13 protein-coding genes are annotated in these 15,890 nt (G+C 29.2%); 5 read left to right on the top strand and 8 right to left on the bottom strand.

Annotated elements, in window-relative coordinates; genetic code table 11:
* Positions 1–307 precede the first annotated feature (307 nt).
* Positions 308–820: a hypothetical protein gene (locus HZR23_RS12315; protein ID WP_132849714.1), complete on the bottom strand. Its 513-nt coding sequence runs from the start codon at positions 818–820 to the stop codon at positions 308–310.
* 380 nt (positions 821–1,200) lie between these two features.
* Here HZR23_RS12315 and HZR23_RS12310 point away from each other — a divergent pair, with 380 nt between their 5' ends.
* A complete protein-coding gene (locus HZR23_RS12310; protein WP_132849713.1) occupies positions 1,201–1,590 on the top strand; it encodes a SatD family protein in 390 nt (129 codons plus the stop codon).
* A gap of 60 nt (positions 1,591–1,650) precedes the next feature.
* Here the strand turns inward: HZR23_RS12310 and HZR23_RS12305 are convergent, their stop codons facing one another.
* From HZR23_RS12305 to HZR23_RS12295, 3 genes are all read right to left on the bottom strand, one after another.
* Positions 1,651–2,466 (bottom strand): DUF3307 domain-containing protein, encoded by an 816-nt coding sequence (locus tag HZR23_RS12305; RefSeq protein WP_132849712.1) that lies wholly within the window; start codon positions 2,464–2,466, stop codon positions 1,651–1,653.
* Positions 2,466–3,329, bottom strand: coding sequence for a SatD family protein (locus HZR23_RS12300; protein ID WP_132849711.1), 864 nt, complete (start codon positions 3,327–3,329; stop codon positions 2,466–2,468). Before HZR23_RS12300 ends, HZR23_RS12305 begins: the two co-directional genes overlap by 1 nt.
* A 466-nt stretch (positions 3,330–3,795) precedes the next feature.
* Positions 3,796–3,933 (bottom strand): hypothetical protein, encoded by a 138-nt coding sequence (locus HZR23_RS12295; protein WP_165913783.1) that lies wholly within the window; start codon positions 3,931–3,933, stop codon positions 3,796–3,798.
* A 433-nt stretch (positions 3,934–4,366) separates the two neighbouring features.
* On the opposite strand from HZR23_RS12295, the gene HZR23_RS12290 reads away from it, so the two are divergent.
* The 4 genes from HZR23_RS12290 to HZR23_RS12275 all read left to right on the top strand — a co-directional run bounded on the left by HZR23_RS12290 (position 4,367) and on the right by HZR23_RS12275 (position 7,486).
* Positions 4,367–4,654 carry a transposase gene (locus HZR23_RS12290; protein WP_213050260.1) on the top strand — a complete coding sequence of 96 codons (288 nt, stop codon included), beginning with the start codon at positions 4,367–4,369 and terminating at the stop codon, positions 4,652–4,654.
* Positions 4,612–5,568 carry an IS3 family transposase gene (locus HZR23_RS12285; protein WP_213050364.1) on the top strand — a complete coding sequence of 319 codons (957 nt, stop codon included), beginning with the start codon at positions 4,612–4,614 and terminating at the stop codon, positions 5,566–5,568. The genes HZR23_RS12290 and HZR23_RS12285 overlap by 43 nt, the downstream gene beginning before the upstream one ends.
* Before the next feature lie 196 nt (positions 5,569–5,764).
* A complete protein-coding gene (locus HZR23_RS12280) occupies positions 5,765–6,463 on the top strand; it encodes a hypothetical protein (protein ID WP_213050213.1) in 699 nt (232 codons plus the stop codon).
* 429 nt (positions 6,464–6,892) lie between these two features.
* A complete protein-coding gene (locus tag HZR23_RS12275; RefSeq protein ID WP_330615955.1) occupies positions 6,893–7,486 on the top strand; it encodes an IS1634 family transposase in 594 nt (197 codons plus the stop codon).
* 1,143 nt (positions 7,487–8,629) lie between these two features.
* Here HZR23_RS12275 and HZR23_RS12270 read toward each other — a convergent pair.
* Genes HZR23_RS12270 through HZR23_RS12255 form a run of 4 tightly spaced genes read right to left on the bottom strand, consistent with a single transcriptional unit; the run spans position 8,630 to position 15,654 of the window.
* Positions 8,630–10,663, bottom strand: a complete 2,034-nt coding sequence (locus tag HZR23_RS12270) for an AIPR family protein (RefSeq protein WP_132849436.1) — start codon at positions 10,661–10,663, stop codon at positions 8,630–8,632.
* Between the two features lie 18 nt (positions 10,664–10,681).
* Positions 10,682–11,632, bottom strand: coding sequence for a PD-(D/E)XK motif protein (locus tag HZR23_RS12265; protein WP_132849437.1), 951 nt, complete (start codon positions 11,630–11,632; stop codon positions 10,682–10,684).
* Complete coding sequence (locus HZR23_RS12260; protein ID WP_207667922.1) at positions 11,625–14,249, bottom strand: Z1 domain-containing protein; 2,625 nt, start codon at positions 14,247–14,249, stop codon at positions 11,625–11,627. The genes HZR23_RS12265 and HZR23_RS12260 overlap by 8 nt, the downstream gene beginning before the upstream one ends.
* The gene (locus HZR23_RS12255) at positions 14,236–15,654 is read right to left on the bottom strand and encodes an ATP-binding protein (protein WP_207667923.1); all 1,419 of its coding nucleotides are present in this window, start codon (positions 15,652–15,654) and stop codon (positions 14,236–14,238) included. The genes HZR23_RS12260 and HZR23_RS12255 overlap by 14 nt, the downstream gene beginning before the upstream one ends.
* Positions 15,655–15,890 lie beyond the last annotated feature (236 nt).

Below are 15,890 nucleotides of genomic sequence, written 5' to 3'. Positions count from 1 at the left end.
TACCCTAAATAATGCAAAGCTAAACTTCTTGTATAGTTGTTTTTCCCTTAGAAAATATCCAGCAAATCTATAATCATAAATTTCGATTAAATTTAATACTTCTATATGATCTCTTGCAGTAAGTGCATTATCAATCTTTTTTCCATTGAATAAATATTTTTAGGTGTAGCTATATTTACTAGAACTAACCACAACGAAAACTACATAAAAAATTTTCTTCTTTTTTAACAAAAATCCCCCTGAGACGTCTAATTTTATACAAGCTATTTTAGACCTTCTATATAAATCACTCTCTACAACAATTTAATCATTTAAGAATAAAATCAGTCATTTTTGTCTCTTCCCATTCAATTCCTTTTGGTGCTATATTAGAATATAAAGTTATTGAGCTATTTTTATCTATAATTACTTTTAAATGGAAATTCATTTCTTTTGGTTGTAAATACTCATCATACATTCGTTTATAGTTAGGATTTCCACTTTCCTTTGCTTCTTTAATATATCCTACTGTATCTGGATCTCTATCATAGTTTTTATGAATCATCCTATAAGAAAAAGTTGCTTCTATATTTTCATCCTGAACTTCTTCCTTATAATCAAATATTTCAAATTCTAGCAGCTCATAATAAGGTGAGAAAGCATTTCTACATTCCGCTTCCATAAATTCACTTATTTTGTCATAATTACTGATTTCATCTATTTCTTTCTCAATTTCCTTATTATCTTTGATGTCATTTTTATTATCCGTCGTTACATTACTACATGCCATAACCCCAAATGCCATTAAAATAATCAATAAAATTATTAAACTTTTTTTCAATTCTAATTCCTCCCTTTAAATATTATATATTTCAATTTAAAATGCATATAAAAGTGTATAACAGACCAGTAGGATTTTGTTTACGGTAGCAAAACTTGAATTAAGATGATAAATATCAGCCTTTAACGGGATACTCTTATTATATATTTATATACAGTCCAATATATTTAATGTTGTAGCTCCATTTTTTCCTAATAAAACTCTTTCCCACCTTATTTGTTAACTTCTACGATTTCTACACTACAGAAGCTATTTTAATTAGAATGTAGAAAAACTGTCACCTTGTTTCAAATAACCATTGTCTTAAAAAATATGTTTTTGGTAATACTTCATATATACATTGTGTATATATTATTATACTAGATTTGGTGGTGTTTCCAATGGTATATTTAGTTATGATATTTGATATAAAGGATTCTAAACAATTACCTGATAGGGAAGCTGTACAATATAAACTTATTGATACTATAAAAGAGGTGAATAAAGAATATAGCAGTATTATAGCTAGCGATTTTATTATTACTATAGGTGATGAATGGCAAGGCCTACTAAAGTATCCTTGTAATTATCAAAATATCATAGAATTTTTTAATAAAAAATTAAACCATCTTAATATTTATTGTGGGATTGGTATTGGAGTTATCACAATACATAATTTTGAATTAACAGTTAATCAACTTGATGGACCAGCATTTCATTTAGCAAGGAATGCAATAAAAATTGCTAAAGAAAAAAACATTTCACTTGTTGTATTAAAAGACTGGATTTAAAACTATTTAGTAACTTTATAGAGGCCATATTTATTCCAATATATTTCAGTAATTAATAATCTAAAGTATTCTTTGAAGAATATGGAAACCAAAAAAAGTATATACAATACTAAATAAAGTTCCGATCAAATAGTATTCTGAAAAGATTTTACTATCTAACATTTTAAATCTTGCTAATGATTTCATTGCAATAATAAAACCTATAGCATTTAACTGATTATTATATATAAAAAATGTTATCAAAATCCTTTCTAATATTCCGATCCATTTACCTGCCTTCACTTCATCAATAAACTTATGGGCACTATCCTTGACATCTTCCTTAAGCATGTCATTCAAAGTTTTATTGTAATCACTAATATTCATATATATTAAGTCAAATATTAACGGTATCAAATATGCTCCAGAGAAAGCAATATATAATATTATGAATATTATTTTTAAATCTAATTGAGTTAAACCATTTTGATTAAATATTCTTAATAAAACTTCATTTAACTCATTAAATTCTATTGTAACATTATTTGTTAACAGTAAAATTACTAGTAAATGAAGTATTTGATCCAGCACAAACGTAATTATACCTGCTTTTTTAATCCTTTCATTATTATTTGATTCTGTAATAATTCTTTGAAGTTTTTCTTTTGAAAAGTCTATTAACAAATGAATTAGCACAATTATAAAAATTACACTAATTAATTTAGGTATGTAACTTGCTTTAGCCAGTAAAATCATGCAGATTGAAGATATAGAAAGACCAATTCCGTGGTATAAGAACCCTCTCCAGTGTAGATTAGACTTTAAATTGACTATACTATCAGTTTGTATAATAAAATCAGATATAGTATGAGAGATTAACATTAATAATGTAAACATTATTCAATTAACCTCCTAACCTTCATAATCTCAATTATTGATTTAAAAGAATTCATTATTTCCTTTATATTTGCTACATTTACTCTATCATAGTAACTAGTTTTGCTAATGTTTAATTCTGCTAAGGCAATATCTAAATCAGTTTTGGATAATTCAAACTTAATTGCCTCCCATTGTTTATCCGTAATCTTGCCAATAGCTTTATTTATTAGTGGTAATATATTATTGCAAAGTTTATCCGCATAATTGTACTCACTTACAACTAAGCCCTCATAATCTTTACTATTTTTTAGTTTTTCCAAACAATCTCTTGCATTCCAAAATATCGGACCATTCATCTCCCAAGAATTCCTTTTTATTTCACTATCCATTTCACCAAAGCTTACTCCATATCGTGCTTTAAAAGGGTGTAAATAACATAATGTAATCATTACCAAATAACTTATTCTATTATCAAATGGACATAATATTTGTATTTCATCACCTTGCGATATAAAGAATTCTCTTTCATAGTTATAAGTATTTGCAATCACTATATTTAAGGCTTCTATTTTTTGATTTAACTCTTCATTAAATTTATTATAGTTCATGTTAGAAGATTTTATAATGTCCATCGTTATGACAACATAATCAGTCGTAATTATCTTTTCAAAATCTTCCAGCTTATAGTGGCCTCTTGATACATTCTTAATAACTTTTCCTTTTTTTAGTTTATAAATAAGCCAACTTACTGTATTTCTTTTTATGTTCCCATAAATTTCTTTGTAAAAATCATTAAAATCATTTACACTAATCGTATTATATTTTTCAAATCTTTTTTTTAATTCGTCAATATGAAGTCTTTCACTATTTATATCGCCCATTATTCCCACATCCTTTCTATGCTAATATTATCACAATTTCCACTTTTTCACAATTTATTTCCGGGCCTTAACCCGGTACAATGTTTTTCCGGGTTCTAACCCCGTACAATGTTTTTCCGTGCCCTTACCCGCAACAAGATTTTTACGCCATTATCGGAAAACTACAATATTCCTAATTTACCCTCTTAGCTTCATATAAAATATTTAATTCCATATTTTAAAATATCTTTCACTCTACTTATTTAGTCAGTCAGTTATTGACCTTTCTCGCTAATACGTTCTGAATTTTTTTAACCTAGCCTTTATATGTTTCACTTTATAATGTAAAATAGTGATAATATTAAATTTTCAAGAGGAGATGATTCTTTAATCTAAAACTTAATTTCTAGAATCATTTTAGTGAATTTAATATGTAAATCAAGATACAACTTAATAAATTTCATTACATCCGCTTGCAGTAAAGTTTTTAGTGAATCTTTTGTAAAGCGAAAGCTACTAAAACATGTCCTGATAACTTACCTTTTTCTAATATATCTAAAGCCTTTAGAAGAGTATTATTAGATCCTTCTATCTCCTCACATACTTTAGAGAAATACAATTTCAAATGTATAATAATATTGAGCTACAAATAAAACTGCTGTTCTTTTCCAATATTCAATCTTAGCATCAAAAGGCATATCGTTACTATTAATTAAACTCCAATAACCATCTTCACCAAATCCTCTATAAAACTTACTAACTCTTGCGATTTAAAATTACCATTCACTAGTTTTTCTAACATGTCCCCACATTCACTTATAAAAACTTACTTCATCAAAAATCTCATTACTTGGATTTAAATTACTCATTGTTTTTATATTTTATTTATTGCCCCTCGGTTTTATATCTTATTTTTATAGAAACCGCTAATTAAAAATGGGTAGCTAAGCTACCCATTTTGTTTTATACTGGTGCTAGAATATAAATAGTACAAGTTGAAAGTGGAAAATTCCATAAATAAAGTTATAATGAAATTAGTGAAAGATGGAGGAATAGACATGAGTAAACAGTATACAAAAGAATTTAAAGAGGATGCAGCTAGGTACTATTTAGAGCATAAAGACTTAGGATTAATGGTTTGTGCAAAGAATTTGGGGGTAAGTAGAACAGCGTTATCAGCTTGGGTAAAAGAATCAAAGTCAAATAATGGTGAGGTGCCTACGAGAGGATCTGGTAATTACCAAAGTGATGAAGCTAAAGAAAATGCAAGACTACGTAAAGAGTTAAGAGATGCGCAGGATGCATTAGAAATACTAAAAAAGGCAATCAGCATTCTGGGAAACTAACAGAGGCTCTCTTTATAGAAACATCCCAAAAGGAAGATGAATTAAATGAAGAGGGAAAACGCCGGCTTAATGTTAGCGGAGTGCTTAAAATACTAGGCGTTTCTAGGAGTGGTTATAATTCCTTTAAGAGAAGGGTTCCTTCTGATATGAATAAAAGAAAAGAATATATAAAGGTTCAAATTAAGCAAATACATGATGAGTCTTATCAGAACTATGGAGCTCCTAAAATAACACAGCGATTACAACAAAATGGAGAAACCATATCAGAAAAAACAGTAGGTAATTATATGAGAGAAATGGGAATAAAAGCCCAATATGTAAAGCCTTATACGGTTACAACAATAGATTCGAATTTTAGTGAGGAACTTACTAACATATTGAATAAGAAATTTAACCCATCAGAACCAAACGCAGTATGGTGTTCGGATATTACATATATTTGGACCTATGAAGGGTTTGTATATTTAACTAGTATAATGGACCTGTATTCAAGAAAAATAATATCTTGGGTGCTTAGTACTACCCTAGAAGCAAAATGGGTAATAGAAGCAATTAATAAAGCCAAGGCATCACGGAATATAAGTAAACCTTTAGTTATGCATTCGGATCGCGGAGTGCAATATACATGTGAAGCGTATCAAAAATCTACAGAAAAATTTATAAATAGTTATTCTAGAAAAGCTAATCCATGGGATAATGCATGTATAGAATCATTCCATGCATTAATCAAAAGAGAGTGGATAAATAGATTCAAGATATTAGATTATAATCATGCATATCGATTGGTTTTTAACTATATAGAAGCATTTTATAATACAGTAAGAATACATAGCCATTGTGGATATTTATCTCCAAATCAGTATGAAGCTGAATATAACAAGGAGCTAAGCAAATTATACCAAGAAGCGAGTTGACATAATGTTGAATGATGAGAATATTAAGAAAATCCTAATTTAACTTGTACTTTTTCTTGACATAGTACCAATACTAAATAAAATCATACTCGAAATCCCCTGAGTTTATAGGTTCAAAAACTAAAAAGATGATAAAACACTTGAATTTCAGGTGTTTTTTTATTGGAAATTTTGGAAATAATTGTTGTGTACTTCGATGTACTGTGATATAATAAAAGAGGGTGATTTTATGTTTATTAGAGTGACTAAGAGTCCTACAGCTAAGTATAAAAAAGTATATCTTGTTGAAGGCTACCGTGACGAAAATGGTAAATCTAAACAAAGAATTATTAAATGCTATGGCAATCTTGAAGAATTAGAGGCTAATGATCCGGATATTCTACAAAAGCTAAAAGATTCTGCTAAATTGATAACTAAAAACCAAGTAAATCTAACATTGAACCTTAGTGATAGTAACGATGATATGGAAATTGATAAGAACTATGGCTACTTTTTTCTTGAAAGACTCTATAATGAGCTTAGTTTGCCTCAGTTTTTTAAATCACAAATGCGTAAAAGAAAGCATGTTTTTGACTTGAATGAAGTTTTTCAATTGCTTCTATATGGAAGAATTCTGAAACCTGCTAGTAAAAAATCAACATTTGAAAATAAAGATGAGTATTTCGAATCTTTTAAAGTAACTATAAATTCTATTTACGAGTCTCTCTCTCTAATGAAGGATATTAAAGAAGACCTACAACAACATCTTCATCAACAAGTTTCACAGATCCACGGTAGAGATACTTCACTTGTTTTCTTTGATGTAACTAACTATTACTTTGAATCAGACTTAGAAAATAATCTTAAAAAGTTGGTATCTCTAAACAAAAAAGAACAACGCCAATCGTACAAATGAGTCTAGCAATTGATAGAGCAGGCCTACCTGTTGGGTATGATCTTTTTCTGGTAATACCCATGATAGTACAATGCTTATTCCTGCCTTAAAGAATATGAAAAATAGATATGCTCTTGAGAGAGTAATTCTAACAAAGACAAAGCTCTAAATAGTGGTAAAAACCTAGCTTTTCTTGTAGAAAACAATGATGGTTACATAGTTTCACAAAAGGTAAGATAAGGCTCTAAGACATTTATAAAAGAAATTCTTAAAGATGAAGGCTCCGTTTATAACTCTACTAAAACTTTTAAGATTAAATCTTTCTTCAGGGAAAGAAAAACTAATAACGAAAATGGTGAGGAAATTACACTCAAAGAAAAAGTTGTATCTTTCTGGGTGCTGATTATGATGCTAGAGAAAAACACAAAAGAGAAAAATTAGAAGAAAAAAATTCAAGAGTATCTTGAAAATCCTTCGAAATATAAAGCTTCTAATCGTTATGGTGTAAAAAAGTATTTAAAAGAAATAGAGATAGATACTTATACAGGTGAAGTGGAAGATAAAAAAACGCTCTTAGAGTTTGAAGTCGCTAAGTACGAAAGAGATGTGGCCTTAGATGGGTATTATGCTCTTGTTACCAGTGAGCTTGAAATGCCTGATGAAGAAATAATTGAAAGGTATAGAGGTCTTTGGAAGATAGAAGAATCTTTTAAAGTTTTAAAGTCAGATTTAGAAGGTCGTCCTGTCTATGTTCGAAGAGAGGATAGAATAGAAGGACATTTTCTTATTTGTTTCGTAGCATTATTAATTTCGAGAATTCTAGAGAATAAACTCAAAAACAAATACTCTATTAAACGAATACAAGAGTCTCTTAGAAATGCAACGTGTAGATTTATTACCAATGGAATCTACTCACTTAATAAACAAGATGAAATTTATAGAGATATCGAAAAATTATTTGGTGTTTCTCTAAATTACAGAAATATAAGAATCGAGCAAATTCGTTCTTATAGGAAAGAAATAGTTCACAACATAAAAAAATAAAAACAAATCAGCTATGACCTAGTATTTTTAAGGTGTTTAGCTGATTTTTTGTTCTTGCAACCTATAAACTCAGGTTATATCTTATTTTTATAGAAACCGCTAATTAAAAATGGGTAGCTAAGCTACCCATTTTGTTTTATACTAAATAAAATCATACTCGAAATCCATTATTCTAAAATATTTATATCTCTTATTTTCTCCAAATGGATCTTTTTTAATATGTACTTTATTTCCATTAAAATTATAGTCAATATAGTAATCTTGAATCACTTCATTTCACAATTATTTAGATGAATATTACATTTGGCACCGGATTTTGTTAAATATAATATGGAGTTTTATAGATTCCTACGAGTCATGATTATTCATCTATTGAGTAACTATACTTTTCAAATTCATTTTGCTTGGAAAAACACACCCATTACTTTAAATTTCTTTTCTATCCTATTCCTTAAGTAATCAGAAAGCTGACAATATACCCTATTTGCTAAATGATCATATACTTTACAAACCAGAATATTATTATACATAGAAAGGTTCTTAAGACCCATCAATAAACAATATACTTCTGTAAAGTTAAGCGAAAGAAATATAGGGTGCAAGGTTGACTGGTATGTAATTTTATTTCCTACTTTATAAAAGTCTCGAATTTCAACCCTTTGTCCAAGTATTTTAGTACCAATTACAACTACTTAATATCTTCGATTAATGTCTTTCTATTTTAAATCCCGTAATAGTCCATTAATTCTTGTTTTGACATATCCTCATTTAAAGTCTTAAGTAAATCTACTAACCTTTCATAGAATTAATTGTTTCCATTTCAAATACTTAATCTAGGTAGAAATATACTTTTATAATTAGTTTTTAGATATTCAGTAAACTGTACTATTCGCTTGATAAAAGTGTTTTTTGACGTTCCTTGTCCTTTAGTAAATCTATGAAAGCATCAACTAGTTTTTGTTTAAAAAGTTAATTTACCTTAAGTGATACTATCTTAATTTCATATGACTTATCCTGTTCTTCTAGAGTATAGCTTTAGATAAACAATTAATAATCTTTTAACCTTAGTACCATTGTCCGACCAATTATTATAACTATTTAGGTACAGCTTATTTAAAGGGTCTACTCTTAATACCAACATTACTATATTACACCATCTGTATCAGCTTGTTGATATAATTGGTACAGAATCTTAGACTGCTTTTCTGATGGTGGATTTAAACTTTTTTTAGCCATCTTTTCAAGTATGTCTAATTGGGTTCTTGTAATACTTGAAACAAATTCATATTTTTTATAATGATCATACATTGCATTCCATACCTCACTAGGAGTAGTGATAGTAAGTATCTGCATTTCAATACTATTTTCTAATTTTTTTTCTTTCTTATCTTCTCTTTTACTATATTTTAAGTCTTCTTTGTCAATTAACAACCGATTATCCAAAGTTATATTTACTTTCATTTGCTTTATTAATTCCCAACACCTAGAATTTTTACACCATTCAGAAACGTTAGCAGATCCTTCGGGGGTATTAATAATTCCATCGTAAACAGATTTTGAAATTACTTTTAGGATATCAATTAATGCATCAGGTAGTTTTTGTTCCTCCCAAATCAAGTTAAAATTTAAATGTTTACCAGTTTTCTCAACTAGATAAGAAAGGTAGGCTATTGTATAGGCAACAATCTGTGCTCTATACCCTCCATCATACCAACTTGACTTAGATACTAGTTTTTCAACAGATCTAAACATAATTACTCTTGAAATAGCGTCTTTAAAATAACTTTCCGTAATAGCTAGATTATCCTTTTCTAACAAATTAGTTATATATTCTGCAAATGTAGAAAAACTATACTGAGCACCTCTTGATACAATATCAGGTTTCTGAAGCCATACATTTTCACTTTTTGATAAAAATGTCTTATCAATTAATTGTTCCTTAGGATTCTCTAACTGAAACTGTTTCTTTTGCGCATTAGTAAGATATGCTTGTTCATTTAGGTATTCTCCTCTTACTCTTTCATAGAACCAATGAGTTCTGCGTTGTGAGCCACTAACTGCCGCAACCCAAATTCGCTTAGAGTAATTCTTAATTTCCTTATGGAATGGGCTATTAGAAAAAAAGTCTGATTTGTTAACTTTATTTTGTGTGTTCGCGTATTCAGAAACTTTCGACACAAAATCATTTTGTTTTTCTTTATCTTTAACAACTGATAGCTTCATTTGAACATTTACGTTAGATACATCAAGTTTTGATACTTTTTTTGCTGCATATATAGCTGATGTTGTTTGTCCACCGTTAACTATTTGGAAATTAACTATTTTGCTAATATTACCAAAGTTATCCATTTCAATATCCGTTGCTGTTGCAGTAATACCATTATTATATGCAAAAAACAACTCCGGTTTATACTCTATAGTGTTCCTTATACCCTTATTTACACTCCCTTTAAACTGCAGGAATGTTCTTACGTTTTGCTCAAACAACTTCTGTCCGAACTTTTCATAAATGTCAACTATATAATTTCCGTTTAATACAGTAAGATATGATTTATATTCATCTGTTAATGTAGAAATTTCCAAACATGGTATTTTAATTTCTAATTCAGAATCACTATCGTTATATTCAGATAAAAATATTTTATAGATATATTCAATATCAATAACTCTAAATTCCGTTACTATATCGTCAATTAACTCTGAAGGTATGTTCGATAGAGTTCTTGTTGATTTGCCATCAGTTAGAATTATTAACCTTATTTTATCAAATTTATTTTCTTGTCTATATCTGAATATGTTGTATGCCATTGAAAATGCCTCTGAGGTTTCCTCTAGATCTTTATATAATCCTAAAGTGCATTTCTTATAGAAAGATTTTAATCTGTTAAATTTAGAATATATATGACTTTTTGTAAGTGTTTCAATCTCGTCTTCTTGAAAAAATTGATGCACTAGTAAAGATAATATTTTTCTTTCTTGGTCAAAATCGTAGCCATATACCTCCATCCCTGTCTTAATATATTCTGCTGCGGTATAGTTATTACTTAATTCTCCTGAACTTACTAATTCTTCACATACATTTTCAAAAAATGCTTGTGGTTTCATTAGTCCTCTGCTTTCAGCATCGGATAGAATTGATTGCAAGAAATCTTGATGAAATTCATTTAAACTAATCATTACGATTTTCCCCCTTTCTTACAACAAAGACCCTATATTAATTTCAAATTCGTTACATTTGGTTAAATCTATAGTGTATTTAACTGATACAATATGTGAGCTTACGACATTTGAAGATATTTTAGGAAAACAAGGCATTACACAAAAAACCTTTAATTTATCTAAAATAAATTTCTTAAGTGGTTCATTATTTAATTCTGGTACATAACCATATTCGATTAATCTATCTTCAAACATATTTATTGTTTCATTTGACTCATTTTTTAAAACTAATCTAATACTTTCTATTACATTTTCAACAGTTAACCCATTTTCTGATGTTGTTAACGAATATGTAAATAAATACAACGGCTCCTTTTCACTATTCAATTGATGTAATGAAGATATATGTGCAAATTCTCCTTTTGAGGAGCGGTATGATTTAACTTCTATTACCATATCATCTAGTAAAAAATCTTGCTTGTCATACTCAGGACCAACCCATGAGGTAATAGCCTGTTTAATTCCAACTTTTTTACATACAAAATCTCTTAAACATAGCAATTCTGAAAATAAACCCATTTGTTTTTCTAAGGTTAAGCTTCTATTTATCTGCATTTTCAATAGTTGCTGCCAACGTCTTAATCTATTTTCAACTGCATGAATCATTAACTCATCAGAAATATATTTCTTTGTAACTGCAACTAAATCTTCACATAATGTCAGAAAAATTTCCCATTCTTCGTAATTATTAAGTATTAAATATAATTCTACAATCCCATTATTGGAATTAGAGTTTCTTTTTGATATGGAAATTCCTCTTAGTTTAATTGTATTTTCATCAATATTAAATCCAATTTTCGAATGAATACAAAAACCGTAATTACCATAAAAGTCTTTAATCCAAAAAATATTGTGATTTACCTTAGCATCTATACGTCTTAGAGAAGATACAGACATTTTAATCCAAGGATTAGTATTATTAATCATCTGACTCCTCCTCAGTTAATAATTTCTCTATATATACTGAGTTAATTTTCATTTTAACCGTCTGACCCTTGCTTTTAATCCCCCCTGGAAAACTTACACCAAAGGCAGCTAATTTCTCATCTGGTATAGTTTCCAAAATATGAAGCATTAATAAGGGTTTTATCATCTGCTCTCTTATACTCTTTCGATTACTATTGATATTTTTTCTATCTTTAAGAACTATGGCCTCAGCATTTCCTGATGAAACTTGTCTCTTTTGAAGCTCAAAATATTTTTCTTTGTTACCATTTGATATTATTCTTTCTTCTTTATATATATATATATATTCAGTCACAGGATGTTTTTTACCATTTCCACTATATAAAGCAACATCCCATTTAGTATCTATCTCTTCAACATACTTCTTAACAAAATCGATTGGCATTCGAGAATTAATACCAAATGGGTCCGATGAGTAGACTGTAAACCCATTTAAAAATTTTATTATAAAATCACTACATACATCTTCCCATAAATGTGCATTACCGACGGTTTTATGCTTATTACTCTTAGTTAACTCCTTAACGGTATTCAATAATACTTCTAAATTTTTTGCTCTTACTTCTTCATCACTATGTAGCCAACCTGTTTCTTTTATATGTCCATCTAACTTCATTTCAATATATATATCTTTGCTATTCTTTTGTTTGTTTCTAGCAGTTACTTGTAATGCGCTATCAGGATGATACTGTACTGCCAATCCGAAGTCGTTAGGGGTCATTTTGTTTTCAGACATTCTTTTTAAGTTATCAATTAAATCTTCTGTAGCTTCAATTATACGAGCAAAGTCATCGCTCATTGACTTAGTCATATATATCCTACATAAATCTTCATAACCTTCCCGATAACCAAACCACCTAGCCATCTGCATTAACGTGTCATAAAACACAGTATTTCTTAAAAAATAACTGACACTTAAGCCTTCTAAAGTATATCCTCGTGATAGACTTGTACCTCCGATAACTATTGCATTGGTCGGAATGTCCTTTCTGTACTCCAGAGGAATACTTGTACTCTGATGCACTTCTCTTATAATAATACTATCAATTACGTTGCAAACTGCCTCTAATACAGTTTCCCACTCATAACTGAGCTCTTGAAAACATAATTCATAGGTTTCTTTTATACTCATAATTAATCTGCTATATACTATAGCATCTTTAAGTCGTCCAAATGTATTAATCTCCTTCTTCATCTCAGTTATATATGTGTCTATATGTATACTTATTTTTTTATGCATCATTGTAAATCTAGTAGCATGAACAAGCATGCTATTATGCTTATTTACTTGTTTACGTAAATTCCGAATAGCTACATTTATAATAAATACACGCATTGCCTCATATAGACTTTCTGGCAGAGTAGGGAGATCGGATTCTTTTTTATGACCTAAAGGGATTATATCGTTATAATCGTCAATCTCAACAATATGTTTATTATCTGTATCAAGAAATATCTTCCTAGCTCCAAAATAATTGCTAGGAGCATCTAAAGCGTATATAAAATCTCTAGGGAATAAATCTCTACCTAAATCATCGGTATCAGTCCTATGATCAATAAAAATATTTGCATATGGTGTTGCGGTATAAGCTACATATACACTTTTTTTAAACAGACTTAATAACTTACGCAACCTTTTATTAATTATTGTAGGATCATCTTCTTCTTTAGTATTTATTGATGCGTAATCAGATTCATCATCTATTAGTAGCATTGCATGATTTGAAATCTGATTTTTATATTGAGCTTCTAACCATTTAATAACATTTGATAATGTGCTAGCATTCTTCTTAATTACAAGTAAAACAGGACTACTAATATTATCAAAATTTAAAGCTTGAGCATTCTTGTTTGCATCCTGTTTATTAAAATCCTGTTCAGTAGTAGTTAAACTTACAGGCATATCTTTGATATTCCCTAACTTTCCTACACCAACTGGTAACCCTTTATCTAGCCCTACAAATGCTTCGTTAAGCCTAACTTGAGTTTGATTTCTTAGATTATTCATCCCACCAGCTATTATCACTATAAATTTATATCCCGCATCTGCTTCTTTACATACCAAACCAGAATAATTAGCAGTCTTTCCTGACTGAACATGACCTACAACCATACCATATCTAGAAAATTCGATAAATGAGGGATCTTCTATATTATCCATTACTATATCTGTATCAGTGTCAATTGTTTTTACTACTTCTGGTGGTAAAGATTTTTTCATATATTCCCTATATCTACTCCAATAATACAACTTATTTTTCTGTTTCTCTTTACCGGACCGCCAAGTTGTATCTCTTGATTGTTGTTCCACCCCTTGGATAATTATACCATTATCCATCTCAACATTGAAATGTGTTTCTAATTCCCTCTTCATCTGACTCCAATCTTCTGAGTTTAATGGCTCAATATTTTCAATAGAAAGTACCAGTGCAAAACTTTTTAAACCAATAGTCGAAATTAGTGCTTTTGTATTGTCAATTTCAAAATCAATTTTCTCTCTAGGTAATACTCCATCTACATCTTGAAGTTTTTTGTAAATAAAATCTTTGATTTTTTCATAACTATTACTTTGCATCATTAACAAATGCCTCCCTATAATTCTTGAATATCTCCGTTTTAAGTAGCTCATCAATTGAGTTTCTGTCTAATCCAGATAACTTTAACTGCTCTACAATTTTATCTATCTCCTCCCTAGATAAAACGGTCTCTTGAACAACTTTATGAGGGTTCTGTTGTAAATGAGCTTGTATTGAATCTAAAGGAAGGTATGCTTGTATACCTTTTAAATACACATTAAATAATTCTCTTGTTTCATTAGGTAATTCAAATAGCAACTTTTTGAAAAGAGGGTGTTCCTCATTAATCTCGAATCTAAACTCATCATTTATAGGAACTAGCTTCCAAAACATTGTAGTAGACTTATCATCAATTTTTCTTCCTCTACCAGTATATGGTCTGGATCCTTTCTCAGTAATACGATTTATAATTCTCTTTAAATCATTCTTTATTTCCATAGAAGGATTTGCTGTTGATTTCTTTAAATCTATTCCCCATAAAGAATCCTGCTCATTCGGTATATCTATTTTAATTCTGACTAATTTATGTGCATCAATTGCTTTATGTAATCCCCACCAAGTACCGTAAATTAAGAGCCTATTAGCTCGATATAAATAGAACCCTTGTGATCTTGTATAACCGTCCTCTGTTGCATATCTTTCATATTCCTGTTGAGATAACTTAGAATGATGTGGTAAGATATAAGGTTGAATATTAATCGTAGAATCATGGAGTTTTATTTTTTCGACCGCTAGTTGTTGTGTAGCTGGATGATTTGAGTTAAATGGGTTAAATGCTTTAATCGGGTTATTGTTAACTTCTATAGATACTGACCTAAACATATCTGTTCCTTCGATAAATCTATGAAACACTAATGAAAGATGTTGTCTTAGCTTAGTAATTTTATCTGAAAAATTATTATTTTTTAATCCATCTATGTATTGCCATATTACAAGTGTCCCATGTTCCTGATCACAAAGTTCATCAAATAATGGCAAAGATTTTAAACATTCATTTTCAGGTTTAAGTAAATACCACTCATCTGTTTCTGCAATAAAATCAAGATCCCATTGTCTTGCAGAAAGTTTATTGTTTTTCTTTGATATAACAGTAAGCTTCTTACATTGAGAGAATGACGCAGTTTTTAGACCTAGCCCAAACCTTCCTAAATCATCCTTTGCCCTTTCATTCTCTGGGTTTTTAGTTGCTAGTCTCATTGCATTCACTAATTCTTCTGTAGACATACCTATACCATCATCTAAAATTGCAAAAACTAGTTCAGGTTCTGCTACTGTAAAAATTTTTATCTTTGAAGCATTAGCACTAATACTATTATCTAGTATGTCTGCAATTGCAATTTCAAACGTATATCCAATATCTCTTAGAGATTTAACAAAGTTTTTTAAATTGGGTTTTACAACTTCCATATATATATATCCTCTCTTATTTTTTATTTATATTTAGAAGTAATCTAAATTTTTTAAAGTATTAACATTACAGTAACAAAGCTTCTAATATATTTTAACTTTAATAATATTCGACATAATCAATTATACACCTCCTGGTTTCTTTCGACATTTCTTGACACTATTATTAAAGGGGTATTCATATAAATCAATCTCCACTCAACATTTATTACGGTTCATGTTTGTCAAATGATTAC

Source organism: Serpentinicella alkaliphila, assembly GCF_018141405.1.
Lineage (GTDB): Bacteria > Bacillota > Clostridia > Peptostreptococcales > Natronincolaceae > Serpentinicella > Serpentinicella alkaliphila.
Note: the sequence above shows the minus strand (reverse complement) of the source record. Positions and strands in the feature narration are given on the sequence as shown.

Bases quoted from the DNA above. Each gene is read 5' to 3' on its own strand.
- HZR23_RS12310 (WP_132849713.1), top strand. From the start codon at position 1,201: ATGGTATATTTAGTTATGATATTTGATATAAAGGATTCTAAACAATTA.
- HZR23_RS12305 (WP_132849712.1), bottom strand. From the start codon at position 2,466: ATGTTTACATTATTAATGTTAATCTCTCATACTATATCTGATTTTATT.
- HZR23_RS12300 (WP_132849711.1), bottom strand. From the start codon at position 3,329: ATGGGCGATATAAATAGTGAAAGACTTCATATTGACGAATTAAAAAAA.
- HZR23_RS12290 (WP_213050260.1), top strand. From the start codon at position 4,367: ATGAGTAAACAGTATACAAAAGAATTTAAAGAGGATGCAGCTAGGTAC.
- HZR23_RS12280 (WP_213050213.1), top strand. From the start codon at position 5,765: ATGTACTGTGATATAATAAAAGAGGGTGATTTTATGTTTATTAGAGTG.
- HZR23_RS12270 (WP_132849436.1), bottom strand. From the start codon at position 10,663: ATGATTAGTTTAAATGAATTTCATCAAGATTTCTTGCAATCAATTCTA.
- HZR23_RS12265 (WP_132849437.1), bottom strand. From the start codon at position 11,632: ATGATTAATAATACTAATCCTTGGATTAAAATGTCTGTATCTTCTCTA.
- HZR23_RS12260 (WP_207667922.1), bottom strand. From the start codon at position 14,249: ATGATGCAAAGTAATAGTTATGAAAAAATCAAAGATTTTATTTACAAA.
- HZR23_RS12255 (WP_207667923.1), bottom strand. From the start codon at position 15,654: ATGGAAGTTGTAAAACCCAATTTAAAAAACTTTGTTAAATCTCTAAGA.